Source organism: Stenotrophomonas sp. SMYL20 (genome assembly GCF_036320045.1).
Classification (GTDB): Bacteria; Pseudomonadota; Gammaproteobacteria; order Xanthomonadales; family Xanthomonadaceae; genus Stenotrophomonas; species Stenotrophomonas maltophilia_A.
This window is the reverse complement of sequence record NZ_JAWIRT010000034.1, coordinates 12960-37854: the sequence shown is the minus strand read 5'-3', so window position 1 is coordinate 37854 and position 24895 is coordinate 12960. Positions and strand designations below refer to the sequence as shown.

Sequence of the window (24895 nt, the reverse complement as noted above, 5' to 3'; positions counted from 1 at the left end):
GCAACAGCAACTGCAACAGCAACAGCGGGATATCCGTGGGATGGCGGGGTGGGGGGGGGGGGGGGGGGGGGGGGGGGGTGGGGGGGGGGGGGGGGGGGGGGGGGGGGGGGGGGGGGGCGCCCCCCCCCCCCCCCCCCCCCCCCCCCCCCTTCGACAGGTCTCCGCGATCTGTTGGAATGCCACGGCCTGCTCTTGGTGGGTGTCGACCTTGGTCGACACGTAGATCCACGCCATGCGTGGATGGGCCTCCGCGATTGAAAATCGCTCACGCGATCTCGTACAGCTCCAGCGGCAGGTCGTCGGGGTCGGCGAAGAAGGTGAAGCGGCGGCCGGTGTATTCGTCCACGCGGATCGGTTCGCACACCACGCCATGCGCAGCCAGACGCTGGATGAAGGGTTCCAGCCGGGCGACGCGGAACGCGAGGTGGCGCAGGCCCTGGGCTTCCGGGCGGCTGGGACGGGGTGGCGGGGAGGGGAAGGAGAACAGTTCCAGCTGGCCACCGTCGGGCAGGGCCAGGTCCAGCTTCCAGGAATCGCGCGCGGCACGGTGGTTCTCGGCCAGCACGCGCAGGCCGAGGATGCGCACGTAGAAGTCCTTCGAGCGTGCGTAGTCGCTGCAGATCAGTGCGGCGTGGTGGATGCCCAGCAGGGCGTCGGCATCGCGGGTCATTGCAGGGTGTCCAGCCAGCGCTGGGCGATCTTCAGCGCCAGCGGATAGGGTTCGGGGTCGTTGCGGTTGGTCAGCACGATCACGGTCAGGTGCTTCTCCGGGTGGCGCACGATCACGTTGCGGAAGCCGATGCTCTCGCCGCTGTGCCATTGCACCGGGCCATTCAGGCGCCAGCCGAAGCCGTAGTGCGGCACGTCCGGTTCGGGTGTTGCGGTGGCCGGGCTGAACATCGCGCGGCGCGAGGCCTTCGACAGCAGGCGGTCGTCATACAGCGCCGCATCCCAGCGGGCCAGGTCGTCCAGCGAGGAATAGATGCCGCCATCGCCGAGCACGGCGCTGGTGGTGCTCTGGTCGGTGCGTTGCCAACGGCCATCGATCCAGCTGTAGCCATAGGCGCGTGCAGCGACCGTGTCCTCGCCGTCCTGGTGGGCCACGGTATGCGCCATGCCCAGCGGGCGGAAGATGCGCTGCTGCAGAAAGCTCGCGAAATCCTGGCCGGAGGCGCGGCCGACGATCATTGCCAGCAGTGCATAGCCGCTGTTGCTGTAGCGGTACTGCGTGCCGGGTGCGAAATTCAGGCGGTCCTCGTGCGACAGCAGGGTCAGCACGTCGGCGTCATGCACCTGCCGAGGGTCAGCCGGGTCCATCAGGTCTTCGTAGTCGAGCAGGCCACCGGTGTGCGAGAGCAGTTGGCGGATCGTGATGGCCGCTGCAGCCGGCGGCAACTCGGGCAGCCACTGCCGGGCCGGCTGGTCGAGCCCAAGCCGGCCATCCTCCACCAGCAGCAGTACCGCCGCAGCGGTGAACTGCTTGCTGACCGAGGCCAGCCGGAAGTCGCTGGCCGGGGTGACTGCGGTGCCGTCTTCCAGCACCGCCAGGCCGTAGCCGCGGCGGAACACCGGTTGCCCGTCATGCAGCACCAGCACAGCGGCGCCGGGCACCTGGCCGTCGTAGGCCTGCATCAGGCCGTCGATGCCCGCATCCGGTGGGGTCAGCACCGGTGCGGCAGCGCCCATCAGCGGCAGCAGGCCCAGCACGACGGCGAACAGGGCGACGGCAGGGCGCATGGCGGCTCCGGAGGGGTCAGGGTGAAGGCGCGGGCGTGGCGCTGGCCGGCTGGGCCATCCAGCGCTCCATCTTGCGGTCCAGCACGTCCAGCGGCATCGAGCCATCCTTCAGCAGTTCGGCGTGGAATCGGCGCAGGTCGAAGGCGGCACCCTGGCGTGCCTTGGCCTTGTCGCGCAGGGCGACAATGGTGGTCAGGCCGGCCACGTTGGACAGCGCCTGGCCGGGCTGGGCCATGATCCGCTCGACTTCGGCGTTGGCGTCATCGCTGCTCATGTCCACGGTCTTCTGCAGGTAGGCCACGGCCTGCTGCTTGCTCCAGCCCTGGGCGTTCACGCCGGTGTCGGCCACCACGCGGGCAGCGCGCAGCAGGCGCGAATACAGGTAGCCGATGCGGTCGTAGGGATCGGTATAGATGCCCAGGTTCTCACCCAGTGTTTCGGCATACAGGCCCCAGCCTTCGACGAAGGCGAGATCGCCACCCAGGCGGCGGAAGCGCGGCAGCTTGGCCAGCTCCTGCTGCAGGCCCAGTTGCACGTGGTGGCCGGGGATCGCTTCATGCAGGTACTGCACCGGCACATTCCAGCGCTTGCGGCTGGGCAGGTCGCGGGTGTTCACGTACAGCACGCCCGGTTGCCCGGCCGCAGACGGCTGGTAGGCCGCTGCTGCGGCGGTCAGTGCACGCTCCGGTTCCACCGCGCGCACGTCCAGCGCGGACTTGGGCAGGGTATCGAGCACCTGCGGCAGGCGTGCGTTGACCTGCTGCTGCACCTGGCGATAGCGGTTGATCAACGCATTGGCGTCGCCGTACTGGAACTGGCGGTCGTTACGCATGCTGCGCAGCAGCTTGGCCGGCGTGCCGCGCAGCTTGGCGTCCTTCATCACCGTGGCGATCTGCGCCTGCAGTTCCTGCACGCGCTGTTCGCCCAGCGCCTGCAGTTCCTGCACGCGCTGTTCGCCCAGCGCGTGCAGCTGCGCGGCGGTCTGGTCGCTGGCCGTGGTCTGCACGATCAGGTTGGCGTACCAGGCCTGGCCATCGGGCAGTGCGCCCAGGCCACTGCTGGTGCGCGAGGCGGGCAGGTATTCGGTGGCGATGAAACCGCGCAGGGCACGATAGGCCGGCATGATGCGCAGTTCGATCATGCGCTTGTATTCGGCGCTGATGCGGGCCTTGTCCTCGGCCGCGATGGTGTTCGGCATGGTGCGGATCGGCGACCAGAAGATGCTCTCTTCGGCGGTCGGCTTGATCACTGCATCCAGCTGCGGCAGCACTTTTTCCATCAGGTCGCGTGGCTGCACCACGCCGGCCTTCATGCCCTGGCGCATGTTGTCGATGGCCTGGTCGAACAGCTCGGGAATGCCGAGCGAACGGCGCGACCAGGTGTCGTAGTCCTGCACGGTGTTGAACGGCTGCGCGCCGGCACCTGCACCGAGGATCGCCATGATGCTGCCGACGTTGTAGTACTGGCTGATCGGCATCATCCAGCTCGGGTAGCGCTCGGCGGCCAGCGAAGCGCGCGCGTCGCGCACGAAGATCTCGTAGCTGAGCAGGTCCTGGCCCTGCAGGCCGTCGCTGCCGAGTTTCTCGACCTTGCCCAGCCACTCGGTGGTGAAGTCGTGCGATTGCTGGCGCCACGCGGCGGACAGGATGTTGGGCAGCTGGTCGTTGTAGCGGGCCTCGCCCTGGAAGGTTGCCTGCAGCGGATTCAACCGCATCGAGGCATCCCAGTATTCGTCATACAGGCGCTCCAGCTGCACCTGCTTGGGTACGGCGCGGGCCGGTGCGACCGGACGCGGCGTGGCGCGGCGCGCCGAACTGCCACGGGCCGGCGCGGTAGCGCGGGCAGGCCGGGCCTTGGGCTTGGCGGCCTGGCGGTTCTGCGCGGCGGCAGGGCGGCTGGCCTTCTTTTTCGCTGCTTCGGCCGACGGCACGGCGCTGAACAGGAACAACGCGGCGATGGCGGCGGCCAGGGCGCGGGTGGGATGCGGCATCAGGAGCTTCCGTGGAACACAGACCGTGGAGCTTGCACGATCCGGCCGCGTACGGCCAGCGTGAAGGCGCAGTCAGCTTTTTGCTGCTGGGGCTTCAGTCAGCCGCAGCGGCGGCGCGCAACGATGCGGCTCGCTCGGCACCCAGATAGCGGGTGATGGCACGCCGCATCAGGTACAGCAACGGAATCAGGGCGATCGCAAAGCCCATCTTGTAGATGTAGTTGACGCTGCTGACCGCCAGGAACAGCGAGGTCGGCCAGTGTTGCGGGCCCAGCACGAAGGCGATCCAGATCACCACGAAGCTGTCCACCACCTGCGAGATCGCGGTGGACCCGGTCGCACGCAGCCACACGTGGCGCTCGCCGGTGGCCTGGCGGATGCGATGGAACACCGCCACGTCGATCAGCTGGCCGAGCAGGAAGGCCACCAGCGAACCGGCGATGGTCCACATGCCCTGGCCGAACACCGCTGCGAATGCCGCCTGGTAGTCCGGCACGCCGTGGCCATCCATCGACGTGACCCACCAACTGGCCGGCGCCAGCGAAATGGCCGCGAAGGCGAACAGGAAGCCGTAGCCGATCAGCACCACCGCCAGCCACGAGATGAAGCGCACGCCGCGCTTGCCGAAGAACTCGTTGATGGTGTCGGTCATGATGAACACCACCGGCCACAACAGGGTGCCGGCGGTGAAGCTGAGCGAGCCGGTCTGGCCGAACAGGTTCCAGTTCAGCGGAGCGATGCCCAGGGTGTCTTCCAGCGCGAAGATCTTCACCCCGATCAGCTCGGCCAGCACCGCATTGCCGCAGAAGAACGCGGCCAGCACGATGAACAGCAGGACCGCGCGGTCCTGCAGCGGGCGCTCGATCGGCGCCGGGGTCATTCGGTGCGTTCGCCGGTGCGTTCGCCGGCACGGGTGAACGGCACGCTGGACGGCGCCACGGCACCGCCGGAAATGATGAAGCTCATGGCCTGGTCGACGGTCCAGTCGGTCGGCGTCAGCAGTTCCACCGGCACGATTTCCAGGTAGCCCGAGGTCGGGTTCGGCGTGGTTGGCACATACACCGCGGCCAGCTCACGGTCGGTGCCGTGTTCCTTGATCACGCGGGTGACCAGGCCGACCGATTTCATGTCGCGGTGCGGGAAGTCGATCAGCACCACGCGCTGGGTGCTGCCCGGCTCGGTCTGCAGCATGTCCAGCAGCTTCTTGGCGCTGTCGTAGATGATGCTGGCCAGCGGAATGCGCTTGATGACCGCGCCCACCCAGCGCAGCAGGCGCTGGCCGAGCACGCGGCGGCTGGCCACGCCCACCGCCAGGATCACCAGCAGGGTGGCCAGCAGGGCGATGGTGTCCTGGATCCATTCGGCGCGGACCCAGCCGAGGTAGTGCGGGAAGCTTGTCGCGATCTGCTCGGACAGCGGTACCACCAAGGGGCTGGAAATGCCCGACAGCAGCACGAACACGAACTTGACCACGACCCAGGTCAGCCAGATCGGCAGCAGGGTCAGCAGGCCGGTCAGGAACAGGCGCTGCAGGGAGGGGCGGGGGACCAGGGCGGGGGCTTCGAGCGACATGCGCGCATTGTAGCGGTCACTGCCGGTCGATTACGCTGGGGAATCGACTGCGGCAACGGCACATGGAAGGGAAGCTGTGTTGAAGATTCTGCGCGGACTGGGCTGGACCCTGGCAGGCCTGCTGGTGCTGGCCATCGTGGTGTGGTGCGCCTCGCGCATGTGGCCGGTGCCCGAATCGCGGCTGCAGGCGCAGCAGCGACTGGAAGCACGCCTGCCGGCGACTGGCCACAACGGTTATGCCCTGTTGTGGACGCTGCCGTTCGACGATCTGGATGCCCGCCAGCGCGAGCAGGCGTTGGCCGAGGACGTGCGCCGTTGGGAGGCCGACCTGCGGGGCAGCAGCGGCGGCCAGACACACCTGGTGGCCAACCATGCCGAGCTGCGCTCGCGGCCCGGTGCCAGTTGCGGGCCGGCCGCCAGCGGCTGCCTCGCCCAGGTCCGCGCGGACCCGCAACGCTTCGTGGAGGCCCATGCCGGGCACCAGCAGTTGCATGCGCGGCTGGATCAGCTGGCCGAAGCGGACTACTTCATGTCGCCGTTCCCGCCGAAGGGCGAGGGCGTTCTGGTTCCGTTGCCGACCTATGGCGTGGTGATGGACGCCACCAGTGCACGCGCGCTGGCGTACGTGCAGGGCGATATCGACGGTGCCCTGCGAGGTGCCTGCCGTGGCTTGCAACTGGGCCGGCGGCTGTTGCCCGGCAGCAGCTATCTGGTCGAGAGCATCATCGGTGCCAGCCTGGTGCAGGCCAATGCCCAGCTGCTGGCCGACATGCTGGTCGAACTGCCGGCCGACCACCCCTTGCCGGCGGAGTGCGAACAGGCCATGCAGCCGCTGCGGGCCGAGGAACAGAGCCTGTGCCGTGCCATGCAGGGTGAGTACGCGATGAGCCGGGCGGCGATCGAGACATCGGCGCGGGAGTTCGGCGGCGTGCTGGTGCTGGATCGCAGCAGCACCCTGGCCCGCGCGGCCGGCAATCTTGGCTGGGCCTGTGGCGCGGCAGCCACATCGGCGCTGGAAGCGGATCGCCCGTTGCCAGTGCCGGCGCCACCGCAGCATGACTTCGGCTGCCTGTCGAACGTCATGGGCTGCGTGCTGACCGATATCGCCGCGCCGATCTATCCTGCCTATTCGTCACGGCCACAGGATGCCGCGGCGATGGTGCGGCTGCTGGGGGCGCAGCGTTGGCTGCGGCAGCAGACGGATGATCCGGTGGACGCACTGCAGCGGCTGCCGGTGCAGTTCCGCTCGCCGGTGCGGGCGCCGCAGCTGTCGGCCGACGGCCGCCACCTGCAGGTGCCGCGTCGCTCTCCAGCGCGCAGCGCTGAAGAGAACCCGTGGCTGTCGGTGCCGTTGCAGAAGGAATCGGCTTCGACTGCGGCGGGACGCGACTGAAGCGCGCTCAGCGTGCGTGTGGCTTCAACCGCAGGTAGACCTGCTTGCGCACCTGGGCGACCACCTCGCCGCTTTCATCGACGACATCATTGCTGAACCATCTCAGCACTTTGTCACCAGCGGCCGCTTCGGCGCGCAGTTCGTCCAGCAGTGCGTCATCGATGCGGAACGACGTACGTACGGTGCCTCTGCCGGGCTTGAGGAAATCGATGGCACCGGCACGGTCCCACACGTAGTAGTCGCGGCCGAGGATGTGCAGCAGGCCAAGCATCCAGAACGGATCGGTCATCGCAAACAGGCTGCCGCCGAAATGCGTGCCGACGTAGTTGCGGTTCCAGGGCCGCATGCGCAGTTCGACGTCGATCTGCCGGTAGTCCGGCGAGACCCGGGTGACGTGGATGCCGGTGAACAGGAACGGCGGCCAGAGATTGATACCGAAGCGGAACAGGCGGGCGTTCATGCGGGTCCGGGGGCGCAGGGCGAGGCGCCCAGTCTAACCATTCGCATGCGTATGTTGCACCCCGGGCGACGAGGGTCACGCCTCGCCGTCGATGACATACCCGTCGCGGCCGTTGGCCTTGGCCTGGTACAACGCGGTGTCGGCGCCTTCGACGAAATGGTGTGGTTGCAGCGTGCCGTCGGGTACGCGGGTGAACACGCCGATGGTGAGGGTGACGCCTGCTTCGCTGCCGTCACCGGGCGCCGGCAGTGCACGCACGCAGGCGATCAGGTCCTCGATGACCTGGCGCGCGCCCTCGGCCGGGGTATCGGGCAGCACCAGTGCGAACTCGTCGCCACCGTAGCGCGCGGCCATGTCGCGTGGGCGTCGCGCATGCGCACCGATCAGGCGTGCAACATCGCGCAGCACGCGGTCGCCGACCTGATGGCCGTGGCGGTCGTTGTGGCGCTTGAAATGGTCAACGTCGATCAGTGCGAGGCTCAAGGACTTGCCACTGCGTCTCGCGGCATCGCATTCCTGTTGCAGCGACTGCTCGAAACGCAGGCGATTGCCGAGACCGGTCAGCGCATCGCGGTTGGCCAGGCGGTGCCAGGCCGAGACGCGCCAGGTCGCCCAGGCCAGCAGCACCAGCAGGATGCCCAGCATGGCGCTGGCCGGTGCCCACCACAGGTCACCGGCGCGCAACAGCAACCAGCTCAGCAGCGGTGGAAGCGGCAGCGAGCACAGCGCCGCGAGCCATGGCAGGCGCAGGCCGAGCAGGATCACGCACAGTGCCACCAGGACGCCACTGATGGCGTGCTGCCAGAGGCGGGGCAGCAGGTCGATCTGCTTGTGCTGCAGCAGCATCGAAGCGATGTTGGCCTGGTACTCACTGCCGCTCATCCAGAACTCGCGGGTGGTCGGGGTCAGCAGCCGCGGTGCGATGCCGCTGGCGGTCATGCCCACCACGATGCGGCGGCCGTGCAGCATCGCCATGTCCACGTGACCATCCAGCACATCGGCATAGGACACCTGCGGCAGGCGTTCGGGCGGTCCGGCATAACGCACCCGCACGTAGTCGTTGCGCCGCCATTGATAGGGCGAACCGATCTCCGGGTCGGGGTCGGGCAGGCCGTGCACCGCGCCCGCCGGCAGGTCGGCCAGCGCCAGGCCCAGTGCTGGCCAGTGGGCCTGGCCGATGCCGGCACGCAGGTACACGCCGCGCGCGACACCATCGCCATCCACTTCCACATCGGTGTGGCCGATCGCTGCGGCACTGGCCGCGATCTGCGGAATCGGCAGCATTTCCTCGGCCATGCGGTCGCCGGCGGCCGGTGCCGCGAGTACCGGCAGCACCACCCGGCCGTTGCGGCGTATCGCGGCGGCCAGTTCATCGTCCTGGCGGCTGTCGCGACGATCAGGTTCGGACAGCATCAGGTCCAGTGCGACGCGCTCGGCACCGGCATCGGTCAGCCGGTCGAGCAGGCGGGCATGGATCGAGCGGGGCCAGGGCCATTGGCCGATGCGCTGCAGGCTGCCCTCGTCGATGGCCACGATCAGCACGCTGGGGTCGGGGCGGTAGTCCCAGTTGCCGACCATGGCGTCGTAGGCCGCTTCGTCCTGTCGCCACAGCCACTGGCCCTGGCTGGCGATCACCGTCAGCACCCCGGCCAGCAGTGCCAGCAGGATCCGCTTCGGCCACGGCAGCGGCGAGCGCCTCATAACAACAGCAACAGCAGCAGGGCACCACCACCGGCGCCGTAGCACAGGCGGCAGGGCAGCTTGATCTGCTGGGCCGGTGAGTACTCACCCGCATGACCATCGTCGTCGATGTACTGCACACGCACATGCAGGGTGCCGCTCCACGGCCGCTTGAAGCTGACCTGCGGCTCGCTCACGGTCTGGTCGACCAGGGGCGCCCTGAAGTCGCCACGACGGTCCACCTGCACCCGGTACTGCTGGCCTTCGCTGCCGGCCTGCCAGCGCAGGGTCAGTTCGCCATGCGCGGCCTCAGGCGGCTGCAGGGCAGGGTCGACCGGTTCATTGCTCAGTTGCAGGGGCAGGGCCTGGCCGTAGCGGCCCTGATGGCCGTTGCCGTCGCGCGACGCCACCCGCCAGAAGTACTCGCCGGGCGGCAGCGGCTGCGCCAGGCGCAGGTCGGTACCTGGGGTGCTCTGTTCCTGCAGTGGCTGCACGAAGCTCGGCTCGGCGGCGATCTGCAGCACGCTGCTGCGCGCGCCCGGCGCCTGGCTCCAACGGAAGCGCGGGCGGTCGCTGTTGACGGTCTGCCCATGCAGGGGGGCCACGGTGAGCGGCGGCGGGGGCTGGTCGCTGAGTTCGAAATCGGCGCTGGCGTCGAGGCCTTCCACGCCCTGTGCATCCACCGCGCGCAACAGGATGCGCAGCTGGCCGGGGGGCAGGTCACCGATCGCCAGCCGGGTGTCGGCGGTGGTGGCGGCAAACAGCAGGATTTCCGGCGTCGCTGCCTGTACCACTTCCACGCGGTAGCGCGCGGCGCCGTCGACGGGGTCCCAGGCAAGCAGGGTCGGCAGGGGCGCCAGGCGCACCTCGTCGCTACGCAGCTGCGGCGCTGGAAGAAGGGCGGAGACAGCGTCCGGTGCGGCATCGGCGCTGCTGCTGCGGCTGGCCTGTCCAGGCTGGACCAGGCGCTTGCCGTGGGTGTTGCCGACCTGGACCTTGCCCTGTAGTACTTCGGTGGCAGCCACCTGGCCGGTGTCACCGGCGCTGACCCGGAAGACGGTGCCGCGCACGCTGCTGGTCGCCGTAGGTGCATCGATGATGTAGCGCGAGGCCGGGCCACGGGCAGGTGTCACCCGATTGCTGGCGCGGCCCTGCTGCAGGCGCAGGCGGGTATCGACCATGCCGGTGTGGCCGTAGCGGCTGAGCTGGTCCAGGCGCAGCCGGGAGTACTCGCGCAGCTGCAGGCGCGAGGCGTCAGCGAATTCAAGCGTGACGCTGGAGTCGCCTTCGGTCTGCACGGTGTCACCGATGCGAAGTTGTTCCCCGGCGAGTATCGCGCGCGAGGCGCTGCCATCGGCGCCTGACAGTTCGACCTTGCCGCGCACCGACAGCACGCGGGCAGGTGCCGGTTCGATGCGCAGCCAGCTGATCGGGAAGCGCAGCAGCTGCCCCGGTGGCAGCTGGTAGGGGTTGTCGATGCGGTTGTGCTGTTGCAGCTGCTGCCAGCGCACCGAGGGCTTGAGGTACAGGCCTCCCAGATCCCACAGGGTATCGCCGGGACGGACCCGGTAGTTCCAGTCCTGGGCGGCGGCCATGGCCGGCAGGAAGAGAAGAGCGCAGAGCAGCGCGCCCTGGAAGCGCATGGCGAACGACAGCGAGCGGACGAAGGTCACAGTTTGCAATCCCGGCAATGCGGGGGCGCAGCTGCAAGACCCCATGGCCCCGACCTCATCCCCCCGAACGGATCGTGGCGACCGTACGGCCGCCATCCCGCGCATTATTGCCCGCGTTCAGTGCAGGGATTCTGAACGAAGTGGGTTCCCGTTCAGAACAGCAGGGAGGCCATCCGGCGGCGGTACTGGCCGACCAGGTCCTCGTCGGAGATCACATTGAAGGCGTCGATCAGGGCCTTGCGCGGCAGTCCGTCCTCGAACGTGCGGTCGATCCGCAGCATTTCCAGGAACTGGGCCAGCGCGGCTTCGTCGTGGCCACCGAGCAGCAGCTGTACGCCACGCAGGTGGCGTGCCTTGAGGTCCTTGCCATCGGCGGCGATGCGCGCGTCCAGCACTTCGGCGGCCGGGGCGTCCTTCAGGGCCGAGGCGAAGGCCAGCCGGGCGCGTGCACGCACGGCACGGTCGTCGGTGGCCAGATTGGCGGGCAGGCCATCGATCAGCAGACCGGCTTCATCCACGCCACCGATCTGCAGCAGGGCCAGCGCCAGGTCGAGCTTCAGCTCGTCCTTGTCCGGCTCGGCGGCGATCTGCGCGCGCAGCACGTCCACCTGCGCCTGCGGGTCCAGCGGCGCTTCGTCTTCGGCGACGGCGTCGCCGATGTCGGCCGGCACGACGCCGTGCTGGGCCAGGAATTCACGCAGCTGGCCTTCCGGGATGGCCCCCGGGAAGCCGTCCACCAGCTGGCCGCCCTTGACCAGAAACACGGTCGGCACCGAGCGGATCTGGAAGGCGGCGGCGATCTGCTGTTCCTTGTCGACGTCGACCTTGGCCAGTTCGAAGGCGCCGTTGTACTCGGCAGCCAGCTTTTCCAGCATCGGCCCGAGGGTCTTGCACGGCCCGCACCAGGTGGCCCAGAAGTCGACCAGCACCGGCGTCTGCAGCGACTTCTGCAGGACTTCGGCCTCGAAGGTCGCAGTGGTGGCGTCGAATACGTAGGTCGTCTCGGTCATGGGGGGAAGCATCGTTTGGCGTCTGGAGACTGATTCTATGGTGACGATCGATGCCGGTCTCAACCCGGGTTGTAGTAAATGCCTGACAATGCCGCCTTCCTGTCGCCGTCCTTTCCGGAGCCTGCATGTCGTCCCTGTCCCCGTTGCTGCGCCTGTCCGGTCTGGTCGCCGCACTGCTGTTCGTGCTGGCGGTGCTCGGTTTCGGCGCCGGCCTGGATGGCTACGCACAGGCTCGCCACCCGGTGGCGCTGCTGGGAGCACAGGGGGTGCCGCATGCGCTGGCCTTCAATCTGCTGGGCTTGGTGCTGCCGGGCCTGCTGGCGGTGGTTGTGGCCGAGTGCCTGCGCCGTGGGCTGTCGGCAACCGCCGGCTGGGCGCCCCGGGTGGGCAGCCAGATGCTGCTGCTGGCCGGGTTGGCGTTCGCCGCGATGGGGCTGCTGCCGCTGGATGTGGATGACCTGCACGGGCCGGTCAGCCAGCTGCATGCCAGCGCCTGGATGATCTGGGTGCTGGGTTTCGTTGCCGGGACCCTGTTGCTGGGCACGTCGCAGTTGCGCCAGGCGCATGGCCGCGCGCTGGGCGCAGTGGCGCTCGCCTGTGGCGTACTGGCCGCGCTGGCGGCGTTTGCCCTGCAGGGCGTGTTGGCGGCGCCGCTGGCACAACGGCTTGCGTTCGCCTGCTGGACGGCCTGGCTGGCCCTGGCCCTGCCGTTGTCGCGGCCGCGCTGAGACCGGCCTCGGGCGCTCGCGGAGCCGGCCTTCAGCGGGCGGGATTGGAGACGTTTGCCGCACTGCGGTACGCTGTACCGCTTTGCCGCCGCATCCGCGTGTTCCATGACCAGCGCTGAAACCAACGCCTACGACCCGCAGCAGGTTGAATCCGCCGCCCAGCAGTACTGGGACGCCACCCGTGCCTTCGAAGTCGACGAGACTTCGGACAAGCCGAAGTACTACTGCCTGTCGATGCTTCCGTACCCGTCCGGTGCGCTGCACATGGGCCACGTGCGCAATTACACGATCGGCGACGTGATCAGCCGCTACAAGCGCATGACCGGCCACAACGTGCTGCAGCCGATGGGCTGGGACGCGTTCGGCCTGCCGGCGGAAAACGCCGCGATCAAGAACAAGACCGCACCGGCGGCCTGGACCTACAAGAACATCGAGCACATGCGTGGCCAGTTCAAGGCCATGGGCTATGCCGTTGACTGGTCGCGCGAGTTCGCCACCTGCCGCCCGGACTACTACGTCCACGAGCAGCGCATGTTCACCCGCCTGATGCGCAAGGGCCTGGCCTACCGCCGCAATGCGGTGGTGAACTGGGACCCGGTCGACCAGACCGTGCTGGCCAACGAGCAGGTGATTGACGGCCGCGGCTGGCGCTCCGGCGCCCTGGTCGAGAAGCGCGAGATCCCGCAGTGGTTCCTGCGCATCACCGATTACGCCCAGGAACTGCTGGACGGCCTGGACGAGCTGGACGGCTGGCCGGATTCGGTCAAGACCATGCAGCGCAACTGGATCGGCCGCTCCGAGGGCCTGGAAATCCAGTTCGATGTACGTGACGTTGACGGCGGCGTGCTGGATCCGCTGCGCGTGTTCACCACCCGTCCGGATACCGTGATGGGCGTGACCTTCGTGTCGATCGCCGCCGAACATCCGCTGGCGCTGCATGCGGCGAAGAACAACCCGGAACTGGCCGCGATGCTGGCCGACCTGAAGCAGGGTGGCGTGTCCGAGGCGGAACTGGAAACCCAGGAAAAGCGCGGCATGGACACCGGCCTGCGTGCGCTGCATCCGGTCACCGGCGAGCCGGTGCCGGTGTGGGTCGCCAACTTCGTGCTGATGGGCTACGGCACCGGCGCGGTGATGGCCGTGCCGGGTCATGACCAGCGCGACAACGAAGTGGCCAACAAGTACGGCCTGCCGATCAAGCAGGTGATCGCGCTGAAGGATGCGCGCACCGAAGAAGAGCGCACCTGGGATGGCAGCCGCTGGCAGGACTGGTACAGCGACAAGAGCCGTGCCTTCGAGCTGGTCAACTCGGCCGAGTTCGATGGCCTGGATTTCCAGGGTGCCTTCGAAGCCCTGGCCGAACGATTCGAGCGCAAGGCGCAGGGCCAGCGCCGCGTCAACTACCGCCTGCGCGACTGGGGCGTGAGCCGCCAGCGCTACTGGGGCTGCCCGATTCCGGTGATCTACTGCGCCAAGTGCGGTGCGGTGCCGGTGCCGGAAGAACAGCTGCCGGTGGTGCTGCCGGAGGACGTGGCATTCTCGGGTACCGGTTCGCCGATCAAGACCGATCCGGAATGGCGCAAGACCACCTGCCCGGACTGCGGCGGCGCGGCCGAGCGCGAGACCGACACCTTCGACACCTTCATGGAGTCGAGCTGGTACTACGCCCGCTACACCTCGCCGGGTGCCCGTGATGCCGTCGACAAGCGCGGCAACTACTGGCTGCCGGTGGACCAGTACATCGGTGGCATCGAGCACGCGATCCTGCACCTGATGTATTTCCGCTTCTATCACAAGCTGCTGCGCGACGCGCGGATGGTGGACAGCAACGAACCGGCGCGCAATCTGCTGTGCCAGGGCATGGTGATTGCCGAGACCTACTACCGCCCGAACCCGGATGGCTCGAAGGACTGGATCAACCCGGCCGATGTGGAAGTGCAGCGCGACGAGCGCGGCCGCATCACCGGCGCGACCCTGATCGCCGACGGCCAGCCGGTGGTGGTCGGTGGCACCGAGAAGATGTCCAAGTCGAAGAACAACGGCGTGGACCCGCAGGCGATGGTCGACAAGTACGGCGCCGACACCGTGCGCCTGTTCTCGATGTTCGCCGCGCCGCCGGAACAGTCGCTGGAGTGGAACGAAGCCGGCGTGGATGGCATGGCCCGCTTCCTGCGCCGCCTGTGGGCCCAGGTGCAGAAGCATGCTGCCGATGGCGCCGCTCCGGCGCTGGATGTTGCAGCACTGGATGCCAACCAGAAGGCACTGCGCCGCAAGACCCACGAGACCGTCGGCAAGGTCGGTGACGACTATGGCCGCCGCCACAGCTTCAACACCGCCATTGCCGCGGTGATGGAACTGATGAACGCGCTGGCCAAGTTCGAGGACGGCAGTGCGCAGGGGCGCGCGGTGCGCCAGGAAGCGCTGCAGGCCATCGTGCTGCTGCTCAACCCGATCACCCCGCACGCCAGCCATGCCCTGTGGCAGGTGCTGGGCCATGGCGAGACCCTGCTGGAAGACCAGCCGTTCCCGCAGGCCGATGCCGGTGCGCTGGTGCGCGACGCGCTGACCCTGGCCGTGCAGGTCAACGGCAAGCTGCGTGGCACCATCGACGTGGCGGCCGACGCCGCGCGCGAGCAGGTCGAGGCACTGGCCCTGGCCGAGCCCAACGCGGCCAAGTTCATGGAAGGCCTGACGGTGCGCAAGATCATCATCGTGCCGGGCAAGATCGTGAACATCGTCGCCGCCTGATGTACCCCGTACCGGCCACCCGCGTGGTGGCCGGTACCATTCCGGTGCAGGGCCCGGCGTTTGATGGCCCTGCATTCACGCGGCTTCGGGCACGCTGTGTGTTGCCGTGATCGCCCGGCTCCGCCAGACTGTCTCCATGACCCGAATCCTGCTTGCCCTCGTTCTTGTCCTCGGCCTTGCCGGCTGCGGTTTCCATCTGCGCAACAAGCTGATGCTGCCGACCGACACGGCACCGGTGAAGGTGGTTTCCACTGCGCCGTACAGCGAACTGGTCAAGCTGCTCAACCGCAGCCTGCTGGCCTCCGGCGCCAGGCTGGCCGATGAGGACAGCAAGGAGCCCAGCGCCCAGCTGCAGGTACTGTCCGAGCGCTGGGGCGACCTGCCGATCGCCATCGACTCGCAGGGCCGTGCGCAGGAATACAGCCTGCGCTACGCGGTGATCTTCATCTTCCGTCGCGAAGACGGCAGCGAACTGGTGCCCCAGCAGGTGATCGAGCTGTCGCGCGACTACGTGTCGCCGCCGACCGACGCCACCGGTACCACCACCGAACGTGAAATCCTGGCCAATGAACTGCGCCGGGAAATGTCCGCCTCGATCATCCGCCGCATCGACAGCGTGGTGCGTGCCGAGATCGAGAAGGGCGGCAGCCTGTCGGCGCCGAAGGACAAGCCCATCGAAGGCGCGGTACCGGCCGAGCCGGTCCCCGCAGCCAAGCACTGAGCCGCGCGCATGGAACTGCGTCCGGAGCAGCTGGCCAGCCAGGGCGCTGATACCGCGCTGGCGCCGGTCTACCTGATTGCCGGCCCGGAAACCCTGCGCGTGCTGGAGGCGGCCGACGCCATCCGCGCACGTGCGCGCGCCTCGGGCATTGGCGAACGTGAAGTGTTCGACGCCGATGGGCGTGATTTCGACTGGAACCAGCTCGACGCCAGTTTCAATGCCCCCAGCCTGTTCAGCGCCCGTCGCCTGGTCGAGGTGCGCCTGCCCAGCGGCAAGCCGGGCAAGGACGGTGCCGAGGTGATCAGCCAGTTCTGCGCCAATCCGGCGCCGGACGTGGTGTTGATGATCACCGCCAACGAATGGAGCAAGGCGCACCAGGGCAAGTGGGCCGAAGCGGTCAACCGCATCGGCGTGCTGTCGGTGGCGTGGGCGATCAAGCCGCACGAACTGCCGGACTGGATCGAGCGCCGCCTGCGTGGCAAGGGCCTGCGCGCGGACCCGGCCGCCGTGCAGCGCCTGGCCGAGCGGGTGGAAGGCAACCTGCTGGCTGCCGCCCAGGAAATTGACAAGCTGGCGCTGTTGGCCGATGGCCAGCCGCTGGATGTGGAGCGCATGGAGTCGCTGGTGGCCGACGCCGCCCGCTATGACGTGTTCCGGCTGGTGGAGGCGACATTCTCCGGGCAACCGCCGGCGGTGCTGCGCATGCTGGCCGGCCTGCGAGGCGAGGGTGAGGCGGTGGCTGCGTTGATGCCGATGGTGATCCGCGAGCTGCTGGCCGGTGCTGGCCTGGCCCGGGTGCAGGCCCGGGGTGGCAACCTGGCCGCCGAAATGAAATCGCGCGGCATCTGGGAATCGCGGCAGGCGCCGTACAAGCGCGCGCTGCAGCGGCATCCGGAAAGCAAGCGCTGGGAGCGCTTCGTGGCTGAAGCGGGACTGGTCGACCGTATCGCCAAGGGGCGCGCCGACGGCGACGCCTGGCTGGCGCTGGAGCGCCTGCTGGTGGCTGTGGCCGAACCGCGTGCCGTGCGCCTGCTGGCGCGGGCCTGAGCAATGAGCCTGCGGATCTACTACGGGGGCACCTTTGATCCGGTGCACCTCGGGCACCTGGCGATCGCGCGGGCTGCCCGTGATGAACTGCAGGTTGCCGTGCGCATGCTGCCGGCCGCAGATCCGCCGCACCGTGCCGTGCCCGGCGCCACGGCCGAGCAGCGCTGCACCATGCTGTCGCTGGCCATCGGCGACGAACCGGGCCTGCTGCTGGACCGGCGCGAGCTGGATCGCGCGGTGCGTTTCCCCGGTCGGCCGTCCTACACCGTGGACACCCTGCGCGAGCTGCGCGGCGAGCTGGGGCCGAGCCGGCCGCTGGCCTGGCTGGTCGGCGCCGACAGCCTGCTTGGCCTGTCCCGCTGGCACGAATGGGAGGCGTTGTTCGGGCTGGCTCATTTCGTGGTGGCGGAGCGCCCGGGTAGTCCGTTGCAGGCCGCGGTGGATGGCGAGCTGGGCCGGGCGCTGGAAGGGCGTTGGGCCGACACCGAGCAGGCCCTGTTCGCCAGCCCGGCCGGGCGCATCCTGCGCCTGCACCACCCGCTGCGCGAGGAATCGGCCAGCGCCGTGCGCTCGCAGATCGCCGCCGGCGGCCCCTGGCGCGCCCTGCTGCCACCCGGCGTGGCGGACTATGTGGCTGCACACGGGCTGTACCGCCCGGCCAGGCCGTGAATGGCGCAGCGGCGCCATCCCCGTATAATCGCCCCCACGTTTATCGAGTCGATCCACTTTGAGCAACCAGACCCAGCCCCAGACCATCAAGGTCGATCTGCCCAGCCCGCCGCCGTCCGTGCCGGAACTGCTGGCCAGCGTCCGCCAAGCCACCGAAGACCTGAAGGCCAAGGACCTGGTCGAGATCGACGTGCGCGGCCGGTCCAGCGTTGCCGACTACATGATCGTCGTTTCGGGCACCTCGACCCGCCACGTCAAGTCGATTGCCGACGAAGTCGTGCGCTTCGCCAAGAACATCGACGTGATGCCGCTGGGCGTGGAAGGCGAGCGCGAAGCCGAGTGGGTGCTGGTCGACCTGGGCGACGTGATCGTCCATGTGATGCTGCCGCGCGTGCGTGAGTTCTACGCCCTCGAGCGCCTGTGGACCGTCGGCGACCAGCCGCCGTCCAGCGACGACGAAGTGGCCTGAGCCACGCGTTGATGCATCCCTTCGACGGCGCCGATGGCGCCGTCGACGTTTTGGAGGACCGTTGATGAAAGCCCGCCTGATCGCCACCGGTGAACGCGCCCCCAGCTGGGTGGCGCAGGGCTTCGCCGAGTACCAGAAGCGGCTGTCGCACTGGCTGCCGTTCGAGCTGGTGGAAATCGAGCCCGGCCTGCGTGGCAAGGGGCGCGATCCGCGTCGCGCCACCGAAGATGAAGGCAAGCGGGTCATCGCTGCGCTGCCGAAGAATGCCTATGTGGTGGCGCTGGACGTGCCGGGCCGCCAGCTCAGTTCCGAACAGCTGGCGCAGCGCCTGGAACACTGGCGCGGGCAGGGAAGGGACCTGGCGTTCCTGATCGGTGGCCCGGAAGGGCATTCGCCGGAGGTGTCCGCGCTGGCCGATGAGAAGTGGTCGATCGGTCCGCTGACGCTGCCGCATATGCTGGTGCGCCTGGTGGTGGCCGAGCAGTTGTATCGGGCTGCCGCAATGATTGCCAATCACCCCTACCATCGCGCGTGAAGAGTGGTTATACTAGTCGTCTGCCCGAATAGCTCAGCCGGTTAGAGCACTTGACTGTTAATCAGGGGGTCGTTGGTTCGAGTCCAACTTCGGGCGCCACCTTGAAAAACCTGCATCGCGAGATGCAGGTTTTTTTTGCGTCTTTGTAGCGTCGAGGTTGCGCGACTGCTGTTGTGGAGCCGAGCCATGCTCGGCTGCTGCGGATGAACCAGCCGAGCGTGGGCTCGGGTCTACAGCGCGAGATTGCCTCGCCAGAACGCCACCAGCGTGGCGATCGCCACGATCAGGATCGCAGCGAACAGCACCCCCTCCCAACGCGTGAATACCTGTTCGCCGCGTTGGCGCCTGGTCAGCGCGAACAGCACCACACCGGGCACGTACAGCAGCACCGACAGCAGCAGGTTGTCCAGGCCACCGGCATACACCAGCCACAGCGCATAGGCGCTGGCCAGCAGTGCGACCACGAAATCGCGCCAGCGCACGCCTGGTTCACCGGCATAGGCCTGCCCACGCCAGGCCAGCTGCACACCGAACGCGGTGGACAGGAAGTAGGGCACCAGGCTCATCGACGCGGCCAGCAGCACCAGCCCGGTATAGCTGCCGGAATTGACCAGCACCAGCAGCAGGAACAACTGGATCAGCCCGTTGCTCAACCACAGTGCATTGGCCGGCACGCCGCGCGCGTTCTCACGCCCCAGGAAGGCCGGCATGGTGCCGTCACCTGCGGCGGCATAGAGCACTTCGGCGCACAGCAGCACCCAGGCCAGCAATGCACCGAGAACGGAGATGATCGAACCGATGATGATCACCGTCGCGCCCCATTCGCCGACAATGGCGCGCAGCACATAGGCCATCGACGGATTGGGCAGTCCGGCCAGTTCCGCCTGCGACAGCACGCCCATCGACAACAGGCTGACCAGCACCAGCAGCAGCCACACGCCGAGGAAGCCGATCACCGTGGCGCGACCCACGTCGGCACGGCGTGCGGCGCGCCGCGAGTAGATGCTGGCGCCCTCGATGCCAATGAACACCCACACGGTCACCAGCATCATCCCGCGCAGCTGCTGGCCGAGGTCGCCGAGTGCAGGCGCGCCGAGGAAATCGGCGCGGAACACGTCCATGCGGAACGCGCCGGCGGCCAGGACCAGGAACAGGGCGATCGGCAGCAGCTTGGCCACGGTCACCAGGCCGTTGACGATGGCTGCAGTGCGCAGGCCACGCAGCACCAACAGGTGCACGGTCCACAACAACAATGACGATGCGGCCACGGCGGCCGGGGTATTGCCTTCGCCGAACACGGGCATGAAGTGGCCCAGGCCACTGAAGATCAGTACGAAGAAGCTGGCGTTGCCGAGCACCGAGGCGACCCAGTAGCCCCACGCAGCTGAGAAGCCGATGTAGTTGCCGAAGCCTTCGCGCGCATATGCGTAGATGCCGGTATCGAGATCAGGCCGGCGGTTGGCCAGGGCCTGGAACACGAAGGCCAGCATCAGCATGCCCGCGCCACTTACCGCCCAGCCGATCAGCGCCGCAGCCGGGCCGGCGCTGCGCGCCACGTTCTGCGGCAATGAAAAGATGCCGGCGCCGACCATCGAGCCGACCACCAGTGCAGTCAACGCGGGCAGGCCCAGGTGTTGCGAAGTTGCGGCCATGCAGATCCCCTGCGGCGGTGATGCCGCGTGCACACGGTAGCCATGTGCCCGTGAACATGCCTGCAAGGGGCGGAACGACGAAGGCCCGGGCAGCTGCCCGGGCCTTCGAAGTTGCTGCGTTGAAAGGTGTTGCCTGTATTACTTGAAGGTGTACTTGGCACCGACGGTGAAGTAGCGACCGATGGCACCACTGAAGTGCATCGGGTTGTAGTTCACGCCGCCATAGGTCAGCGGATCCAGCGGAGCAATGCGGTCGAAGACGTTCTCGACCGAAGCATTCAGCTCGAACGCTTCGGTGATTGCCCAGCGGCCGGAAAGGTCGAAGGTGGTGAACGAAGAGATCTTCTTCACCGGCGAGCCGTCGGCATAGAAGAACTGGTACTTGCCGCCGCGCTTGTCGGTGTTTTCCATGCTGGAGATGTAGTTGGCCACGCCGCTGACACTCCACGGGCCCTGCTTCCAGGTGGTACCGAAGTTGATGCGGTCCTTCGGCGTGCCGATGCAGTTGGTCACGTCGCAGTTGCCGTGCGTGCCCAGGAAGTCATCGGTGCTGGTACCGCTGGTGCGCTCGAACTTCAGCAGGTGGCTCCACTGCAGATCCATCTCCAGCTGGCCCGGGCCGATGTCGAAGGTCTGGCGGATGTCGGTGTCGATACCGCGAACGCGCGAGGAACTGGCGTTGATGTAGGCGGTGTTGACGGCCAGGATGCTGCCGGTACCGGCGACGCCGTTGAGCAGGTTGTTGTCGCGCAGGACGTTGCCAGCCCGGATCGCGTCATCGGTATCGCCCTGGGCGATCTCGTTGGTGCGCTTGATCTCCCACGCATCGACGGTCAGCGAGGTGGAGCGGGTAGGCTGCAGCACGATACCCACCGAGTAGCTCTTCGACTCTTCCGGCTTCAGGTCCTTGTTCGGACGGGTGATGATCGCAACCGACTGCGAGCCGCAGTCGTCCGGCGAAGCGCCCGGGGCAGGGTTTTCACCGTCCGGGCAACGGATCGGATCCGAGGCCGTGGAGAACGCGGCCAGGCCACCGTCGCCGTTCTCGGCCGGGTTCGGTGCACGGAAGCCTTCGGCGTAGCTGGCGCGCAGGGCGATCCAGTCGGCCGGCGTCCACTTCACACCCAGCTTCGGCGTGGCCTTGCCTTCACCACTTTCATACTTGTCGTAGCGCAGGGCAGCGGACAGTTCCAATTGCTCCAACACCGGTGCCGACAGTTCGACGTAACCGGCGTACACGTTCTGGGTGCCGTCGTAGGCCGAGTAGCCCAGGCCGATGATGTCACCCGTGTCGGTGTAGGTCTGCGGGGTCAGGCTGTTGCTGGTCTTGCGCCACTCGGTACCGATCGCCAGGCCCAGCGGGCCACCCTTCAGGTCCATCAGGCTGCGCGACACGGTGAAGTCGAACATATCCAGGCTGGACTTGGCACGTGCGCTGATCTTCGGCGAGATGTAGTCATACAGCGCCTGGGAGTTCAGGTTGGCATTGTCGCCAATGCGCCATACGCCACCGGCACAGTTCGCGTCACCCAGTGCACATTTCACGGCGCTGTAGCGCAGGAAGCCGGTGCGCTCGTTGACCAGGTCGGTGCCCGAGTGCAGGTAGGCGGTGTCGTAGCTCCAATCACCCCAGTTGCCCTTGACGCCGACCAGGAAACGATTGAACTCGTTGGTGTTGTCGGTCACGCGGGGGCCGACGTCCCAAGCGCTATAGCGCAGGCGCAACGGGCCAGTACCGAGGCCGGCAGGCCGGTCAGGATGATTGGGACCAAGCACCACGGCGCCCGGACCGCTGTTGCCGTTGACCGGGCCGCCGGGATAACCCCAGCCGCCGGACGCGGCGGACGGCGTGTTGCTGAAGGTGGTTTCCTTCTTCGAGTAGCCGATCTCGGTGTAGATTTCGCCACCTTCACCGAACGCGAAGCTGGCGCGGCCGAACACATTGACGTACTTCTCTTCCGGCGAGATATCGCGATACAGCTGTGCCGGATCCCACAGGCAGCCCTGCGCGGCGACAGAGGCGTCGGTCTGGCCACCGATGGTGGTCAAGCCCTGGCAGCCCGGCAGCGGTACGAGGGTGGCCGGATTCGTGTCGGTGACATTGCGGTCGTCGTACACCGAGCCATTGGGACCAACGCCGCCGCGGGTCTTGCCGCTGAGGAAGGCGCCGCCCAGGAACTGGGCATTGTTGCCATAGCCCCACTGGCGGGTGTCGCCGGTGCCGATCCACTTGCGGTTCTTGCGGTCGCTGATCTTGATCGCGTCGCTCTTGCCGACGTCAAGGCTGAAGAAAGCGTTCCAGCCGTCGGTGGCCATGTCGCCGGTACCGGCGGTCAGGGTCGCCTTCTTGGTATCGCCATCGCTGTCGCCGGACAGGCCGTAGGAGCCGCGAAGGATCGCGCCCTGGAAGTCGCTGCGCAGGATGATGTTGACCACGCCGGCGATGGCGTCGGAACCATAGATCGCCGACGCGCCATCCTTCAGCACTTCCACACGTTCAACGGCGTCGAGCGGGATGGTGCTCAGGTCGGTGAAGACCTTCTGGCCGTCATCGGCCAGGCCGTAGGTGGCCATGCGGCGGCCATTCAACAGCACAAGGGTCGAACCCGCGCCCAGGCCACGCAGCGAAATGCCGGCGCCACCACCGGCGAAGCCGTTGCCGAACGATTTGGGAATCGAGCCGGCGCCATTGGCGGTGATGGTCTGCAGGTACTCGGCAACCGTGGTCTTGCCCGTACGGTCGATTTCCTGGCGGGTCACCACCTGCACCGGGGACGGTGTTTCAGTGTTGGTGCGCGGGATGTTCGAACCGGTGACCGTGATGCGGTCCAGGTTGGTGGCCTTTTCCTGCGCGAAAGCGGAGGTGGAAGCCACGGCGCCAACCAGCAGCAGCGTGCCGCCGGTAAGGATATGGGTGATGGACGATGCCAGGGTGGTGCGGCGGCGGCTGGCGGGCCGTTGGATCAGGTGTTTCACAGCTTCTCTCCTAACTGGAAAACCGTAGCGTTGAGGGCTGTCTCCGGAAGATTCCGGGACGGACCAATCTAGGTTTCCGACAGGTGACGAAGTCGTGAATTTTTGCTTAATCAATAACAGTTGATCCTGTTCCGTCCGTACCCGTCCGGACGGAAGCGCCGGCCCGGCAAGCAGCCGGGCCGGCGATCACCTCAGTCCGGCAGCGAGAACTGCACCGGTACCATGCCGATGGCCGGCACGGCCACGCCATCACGCTGGGCCGGCTCGAAGCGCCAGTGCCTGAGCACCTGTTGGCGTGCGGCCTGGTCCAGGCTGCGCGAGCCACTGCTGCGCTCGATGCTGACCACCGCCGGCTGCCCGTGGGAGTCCACCTCTACCCGCAACAGCACCGTCCCCTGCTCGCGGTTGCGCAGTGCCGCCAGCGGGTAGGCTGGCGGCGGGGCGCTGCGGTACTGCAGCTGGGCGCCGGCCAGAGGCGTGGAGGTGTCGATGCTCGGTGCCAGCTGGGGCGGAGCCGGTTCGGCGGCCGGCAGTGCGATGCCCTGGGTCTCCTCCACGGTCGCGGTAGGTGCGGGCAGGGGCGGTGCTACCGGCTGCGTCCGGGGTTTCGGCATCACCTGGACGATCTCTTTCGGCGTGATCGGAACCGGCGGCGTGGGCGGTGGCGGGATCTTCTCGATCAGCCTGACCGCAGTCTTGTCACGTGGGACCTGCACGGCCTGGTAGGTCGCCGGGATCAGCAGCAACAGGAAGGCCAGCAGATGCAGGGCGATGGCCGCGCTCCAGGCGGCAACGCGGGCGGGGTCGAAATGCGGGGATGCAACGGGATACGTACGAACCATGGTCCACCTCCATGCCAGTGACGAAGTCCTCAACGCACCAGGGCCCGTGGCGGGGTTGCCGCACGCGGCTGGCAGTCCATCAGTAGCGCGACAGGGCGGCCACTGCCTAGAGGCAGGGGGGCGATCGTTGGGCTGGCCTTCAGCCAACGCCGGCTGCGGGCATGAAAAAGGCGGACCCCCTGCGGGATCCGCCTTTGTCGGCAATGGCGAACGGGATCAGCGACCCAGTTCGAACACCACGTCCAGGTTGACCGAGACGGTCGACTCACCCGGTGCGACCGGGGTGGCCTTGTCCATCGCCGCGCCGGCCGACATGGCCCGCATCATCGGCATCGGGCGGTAGCCGCCGCCAGCGTTCTCGGAAATGCTGACGATGCGGCGCACCTGCAGGCCCAGCGACTTCGCATAGGTCTGGGCGCGGGCCTGGGCCTTCTTCAGTGCAGCCAGGCGCGCTTCGTCGTAGACCGGTTCCGGCTGGTCGATCTCGAAGCTGGGGCCGTTGATCTGATTGGCGCCCTGCGCAGCCAGTGCGTCCAGCACCTTGCCCAGCTTGGCGATGTCGCGCACCTTCAGACTGACCGTGTTGCTGGCCTGGTAGCCGGTGATCTTCGGTGCTTCGTTGTCGGCATAGCGGTACTGCGGGTTGAGGCTGACGCCACTGGTCTGCACGTCGCGCTCGGCGATGCCGGCGGCCTTGATCGCGGCCAGTACCTTGTCCATCTGCTGGGCGTTCTGGCGCATGGCGCTGTTGCCATCGGCAGCCTGGGTGACCACGCCGGCCGACAGGGTGGCCACGTCCGGTACGCGGGTGGCTTCGGCATTGGCCGAGATGTTCAGCAGGGTGCCTTCGGCCGGGGCGGCGATCGACGGCGACGACGGGGCAGCATGGGCGGTCATCGAGGTTCCAAGGGCGAGGGACAGGGCGAGCAGCAGCGGGGTGGCGGTCAGGCGCATGGAGAACTCCTTGTTGTGCCGTTGAGGGTGGTGTCGTAG

General features: G+C 67.7%; 21 protein-coding genes and 1 tRNA gene. 9 read left to right on the top strand and 13 right to left on the bottom strand.

Annotated features, from left to right (window positions below):
• Positions 1 to 265 precede the first annotated feature (265 nt).
• The 5 genes from V3B48_RS19510 to V3B48_RS19490 form a co-directional block, all read right to left on the bottom strand.
• Positions 266 to 670 (bottom strand): VOC family protein, encoded by a 405-nt coding sequence (locus V3B48_RS19510; RefSeq protein ID WP_049398698.1) that lies wholly within the window; start codon positions 668 to 670, stop codon positions 266 to 268.
• On the bottom strand, positions 667 to 1737 hold the full coding sequence (locus V3B48_RS19505) for a serine hydrolase domain-containing protein (protein WP_329894272.1): 1071 nt from the start codon (positions 1735 to 1737) through the stop codon (positions 667 to 669). The genes V3B48_RS19510 and V3B48_RS19505 overlap by 4 nt, the downstream gene beginning before the upstream one ends.
• Positions 1738 to 1753: 16 nt before the next feature.
• A complete protein-coding gene (locus V3B48_RS19500) occupies positions 1754 to 3727 on the bottom strand; it encodes a DUF885 family protein (protein ID WP_329894271.1) in 1974 nt (657 codons plus the stop codon).
• A 94-nt stretch (positions 3728 to 3821) separates the two neighbouring features.
• Positions 3822 to 4607 (bottom strand): queuosine precursor transporter, encoded by a 786-nt coding sequence (locus tag V3B48_RS19495; RefSeq protein ID WP_049437362.1) that lies wholly within the window; start codon positions 4605 to 4607, stop codon positions 3822 to 3824.
• Positions 4604 to 5299 (bottom strand): DUF502 domain-containing protein, encoded by a 696-nt coding sequence (locus tag V3B48_RS19490; protein WP_005414135.1) that lies wholly within the window; start codon positions 5297 to 5299, stop codon positions 4604 to 4606. The genes V3B48_RS19495 and V3B48_RS19490 overlap by 4 nt, the downstream gene beginning before the upstream one ends.
• A 76-nt stretch (positions 5300 to 5375) precedes the next feature.
• On the opposite strand from V3B48_RS19490, the gene V3B48_RS19485 reads away from it, so the two are divergent.
• Positions 5376 to 6692, top strand: a complete 1317-nt coding sequence (locus V3B48_RS19485) for a hypothetical protein (protein WP_032128977.1) — start codon at positions 5376 to 5378, stop codon at positions 6690 to 6692.
• A 7-nt stretch (positions 6693 to 6699) separates the two neighbouring features.
• Here the strand turns inward: V3B48_RS19485 and V3B48_RS19480 are convergent, their stop codons facing one another.
• The 4 genes from V3B48_RS19480 to trxA all read right to left on the bottom strand — a co-directional run bounded on the left by V3B48_RS19480 (position 6700) and on the right by trxA (position 11515).
• Entirely contained in the window at positions 6700 to 7152 is a 453-nt protein-coding gene (locus V3B48_RS19480) for a DUF4442 domain-containing protein (RefSeq protein ID WP_032128978.1), read from the bottom strand.
• A gap of 75 nt (positions 7153 to 7227) precedes the next feature.
• A complete protein-coding gene (locus V3B48_RS19475; protein WP_121504592.1) occupies positions 7228 to 8853 on the bottom strand; it encodes a CHASE2 domain-containing protein in 1626 nt (541 codons plus the stop codon).
• Positions 8850 to 10550 (bottom strand): FecR domain-containing protein, encoded by a 1701-nt coding sequence (locus V3B48_RS19470; protein ID WP_049421053.1) that lies wholly within the window; start codon positions 10548 to 10550, stop codon positions 8850 to 8852. Before V3B48_RS19470 ends, V3B48_RS19475 begins: the two co-directional genes overlap by 4 nt.
• Before the next feature lie 107 nt (positions 10551 to 10657).
• Positions 10658 to 11515, bottom strand: coding sequence for a thioredoxin (gene trxA / locus V3B48_RS19465; protein WP_182266492.1), 858 nt, complete (start codon positions 11513 to 11515; stop codon positions 10658 to 10660).
• A gap of 125 nt (positions 11516 to 11640) precedes the next feature.
• On the opposite strand from trxA, the gene V3B48_RS19460 reads away from it, so the two are divergent.
• From V3B48_RS19460 to V3B48_RS19425, 8 genes are all read left to right on the top strand, one after another.
• Positions 11641 to 12243 carry a DUF998 domain-containing protein gene (locus V3B48_RS19460; protein WP_329894270.1) on the top strand — a complete coding sequence of 201 codons (603 nt, stop codon included), beginning with the start codon at positions 11641 to 11643 and terminating at the stop codon, positions 12241 to 12243.
• A gap of 105 nt (positions 12244 to 12348) precedes the next feature.
• Positions 12349 to 14991 carry a leucine--tRNA ligase gene (gene leuS, locus V3B48_RS19455; RefSeq protein WP_329894269.1) on the top strand — a complete coding sequence of 881 codons (2643 nt, stop codon included), beginning with the start codon at positions 12349 to 12351 and terminating at the stop codon, positions 14989 to 14991.
• A 136-nt stretch (positions 14992 to 15127) separates the two neighbouring features.
• A complete protein-coding gene (gene lptE, locus V3B48_RS19450; protein WP_032128984.1) occupies positions 15128 to 15712 on the top strand; it encodes an LPS assembly lipoprotein LptE in 585 nt (194 codons plus the stop codon).
• Positions 15713 to 15721: 9 nt separating this feature from the next.
• Positions 15722 to 16759 (top strand): DNA polymerase III subunit delta, encoded by a 1038-nt coding sequence (holA, locus tag V3B48_RS19445; RefSeq protein ID WP_032128985.1) that lies wholly within the window; start codon positions 15722 to 15724, stop codon positions 16757 to 16759.
• A 3-nt stretch (positions 16760 to 16762) separates the two neighbouring features.
• Positions 16763 to 17428, top strand: coding sequence for a nicotinate-nucleotide adenylyltransferase (nadD, locus tag V3B48_RS19440; RefSeq protein ID WP_180844942.1), 666 nt, complete (start codon positions 16763 to 16765; stop codon positions 17426 to 17428).
• A 58-nt stretch (positions 17429 to 17486) separates the two neighbouring features.
• Entirely contained in the window at positions 17487 to 17897 is a 411-nt protein-coding gene (gene rsfS / locus V3B48_RS19435; protein WP_005418109.1) for a ribosome silencing factor, read from the top strand.
• A 64-nt stretch (positions 17898 to 17961) separates the two neighbouring features.
• On the top strand, positions 17962 to 18432 hold the full coding sequence (gene rlmH / locus V3B48_RS19430; RefSeq protein WP_005418108.1) for a 23S rRNA (pseudouridine(1915)-N(3))-methyltransferase RlmH: 471 nt from the start codon (positions 17962 to 17964) through the stop codon (positions 18430 to 18432).
• A 22-nt stretch (positions 18433 to 18454) separates the two neighbouring features.
• Positions 18455 to 18531, top strand: a tRNA-Asn gene (locus V3B48_RS19425).
• Between the two features lie 131 nt (positions 18532 to 18662).
• On the opposite strand, the gene V3B48_RS19420 is transcribed toward V3B48_RS19425, so the two are convergent.
• The 4 genes from V3B48_RS19420 to V3B48_RS19405 form a co-directional block, all read right to left on the bottom strand.
• Positions 18663 to 20084: a basic amino acid/polyamine antiporter gene (locus tag V3B48_RS19420; protein ID WP_329894268.1), complete on the bottom strand. Its 1422-nt coding sequence runs from the start codon at positions 20082 to 20084 to the stop codon at positions 18663 to 18665.
• 138 nt (positions 20085 to 20222) lie between these two features.
• Positions 20223 to 23060 (bottom strand): TonB-dependent receptor, encoded by a 2838-nt coding sequence (locus V3B48_RS19415; RefSeq protein ID WP_019338628.1) that lies wholly within the window; start codon positions 23058 to 23060, stop codon positions 20223 to 20225.
• Positions 23061 to 23251: 191 nt separating this feature from the next.
• Complete coding sequence (locus tag V3B48_RS19410; RefSeq protein ID WP_032128989.1) at positions 23252 to 23902, bottom strand: energy transducer TonB; 651 nt, start codon at positions 23900 to 23902, stop codon at positions 23252 to 23254.
• Positions 23903 to 24118: 216 nt separating this feature from the next.
• The gene (locus V3B48_RS19405) at positions 24119 to 24856 is read right to left on the bottom strand and encodes an SIMPL domain-containing protein (protein WP_006382138.1); all 738 of its coding nucleotides are present in this window, start codon (positions 24854 to 24856) and stop codon (positions 24119 to 24121) included.
• Positions 24857 to 24895: the final 39 nt, after the last annotated feature.

What these genes read in the sequence shown, in the direction of transcription:
- V3B48_RS19505 (WP_329894272.1), bottom strand. Translation starts at nt 1,737, where the DNA reads ATGCGCCCTGCCGTCGCCCTGTTCGCCGTCGTGCTGGGCCTGCTGCCG.
- V3B48_RS19495 (WP_049437362.1), bottom strand. Translation starts at nt 4,607, where the DNA reads ATGACCCCGGCGCCGATCGAGCGCCCGCTGCAGGACCGCGCGGTCCTG.
- trxA (WP_182266492.1), bottom strand. Translation starts at nt 11,515, where the DNA reads ATGACCGAGACGACCTACGTATTCGACGCCACCACTGCGACCTTCGAG.
- holA (WP_032128985.1), top strand. Translation starts at nt 15,722, where the DNA reads ATGGAACTGCGTCCGGAGCAGCTGGCCAGCCAGGGCGCTGATACCGCG.
- V3B48_RS19405 (WP_006382138.1), bottom strand. Translation starts at nt 24,856, where the DNA reads ATGCGCCTGACCGCCACCCCGCTGCTGCTCGCCCTGTCCCTCGCCCTT.
- leuS (WP_329894269.1), top strand. Translation starts at nt 12,349, where the DNA reads ATGACCAGCGCTGAAACCAACGCCTACGACCCGCAGCAGGTTGAATCC.
- V3B48_RS19500 (WP_329894271.1), bottom strand. Translation starts at nt 3,727, where the DNA reads ATGCCGCATCCCACCCGCGCCCTGGCCGCCGCCATCGCCGCGTTGTTC.
- rlmH (WP_005418108.1), top strand. Translation starts at nt 17,962, where the DNA reads ATGAAAGCCCGCCTGATCGCCACCGGTGAACGCGCCCCCAGCTGGGTG.
- lptE (WP_032128984.1), top strand. Translation starts at nt 15,128, where the DNA reads ATGACCCGAATCCTGCTTGCCCTCGTTCTTGTCCTCGGCCTTGCCGGC.
- nadD (WP_180844942.1), top strand. Translation starts at nt 16,763, where the DNA reads ATGAGCCTGCGGATCTACTACGGGGGCACCTTTGATCCGGTGCACCTC.
- V3B48_RS19510 (WP_049398698.1), bottom strand. Translation starts at nt 670, where the DNA reads ATGACCCGCGATGCCGACGCCCTGCTGGGCATCCACCACGCCGCACTG.
- V3B48_RS19470 (WP_049421053.1), bottom strand. Translation starts at nt 10,550, where the DNA reads ATGGGGTCTTGCAGCTGCGCCCCCGCATTGCCGGGATTGCAAACTGTG.
- V3B48_RS19490 (WP_005414135.1), bottom strand. Translation starts at nt 5,299, where the DNA reads ATGTCGCTCGAAGCCCCCGCCCTGGTCCCCCGCCCCTCCCTGCAGCGC.
- V3B48_RS19480 (WP_032128978.1), bottom strand. Translation starts at nt 7,152, where the DNA reads ATGAACGCCCGCCTGTTCCGCTTCGGTATCAATCTCTGGCCGCCGTTC.
- V3B48_RS19460 (WP_329894270.1), top strand. Translation starts at nt 11,641, where the DNA reads ATGTCGTCCCTGTCCCCGTTGCTGCGCCTGTCCGGTCTGGTCGCCGCA.
- V3B48_RS19475 (WP_121504592.1), bottom strand. Translation starts at nt 8,853, where the DNA reads ATGAGGCGCTCGCCGCTGCCGTGGCCGAAGCGGATCCTGCTGGCACTG.
- V3B48_RS19420 (WP_329894268.1), bottom strand. Translation starts at nt 20,084, where the DNA reads ATGGCCGCAACTTCGCAACACCTGGGCCTGCCCGCGTTGACTGCACTG.
- V3B48_RS19410 (WP_032128989.1), bottom strand. Translation starts at nt 23,902, where the DNA reads ATGGTTCGTACGTATCCCGTTGCATCCCCGCATTTCGACCCCGCCCGC.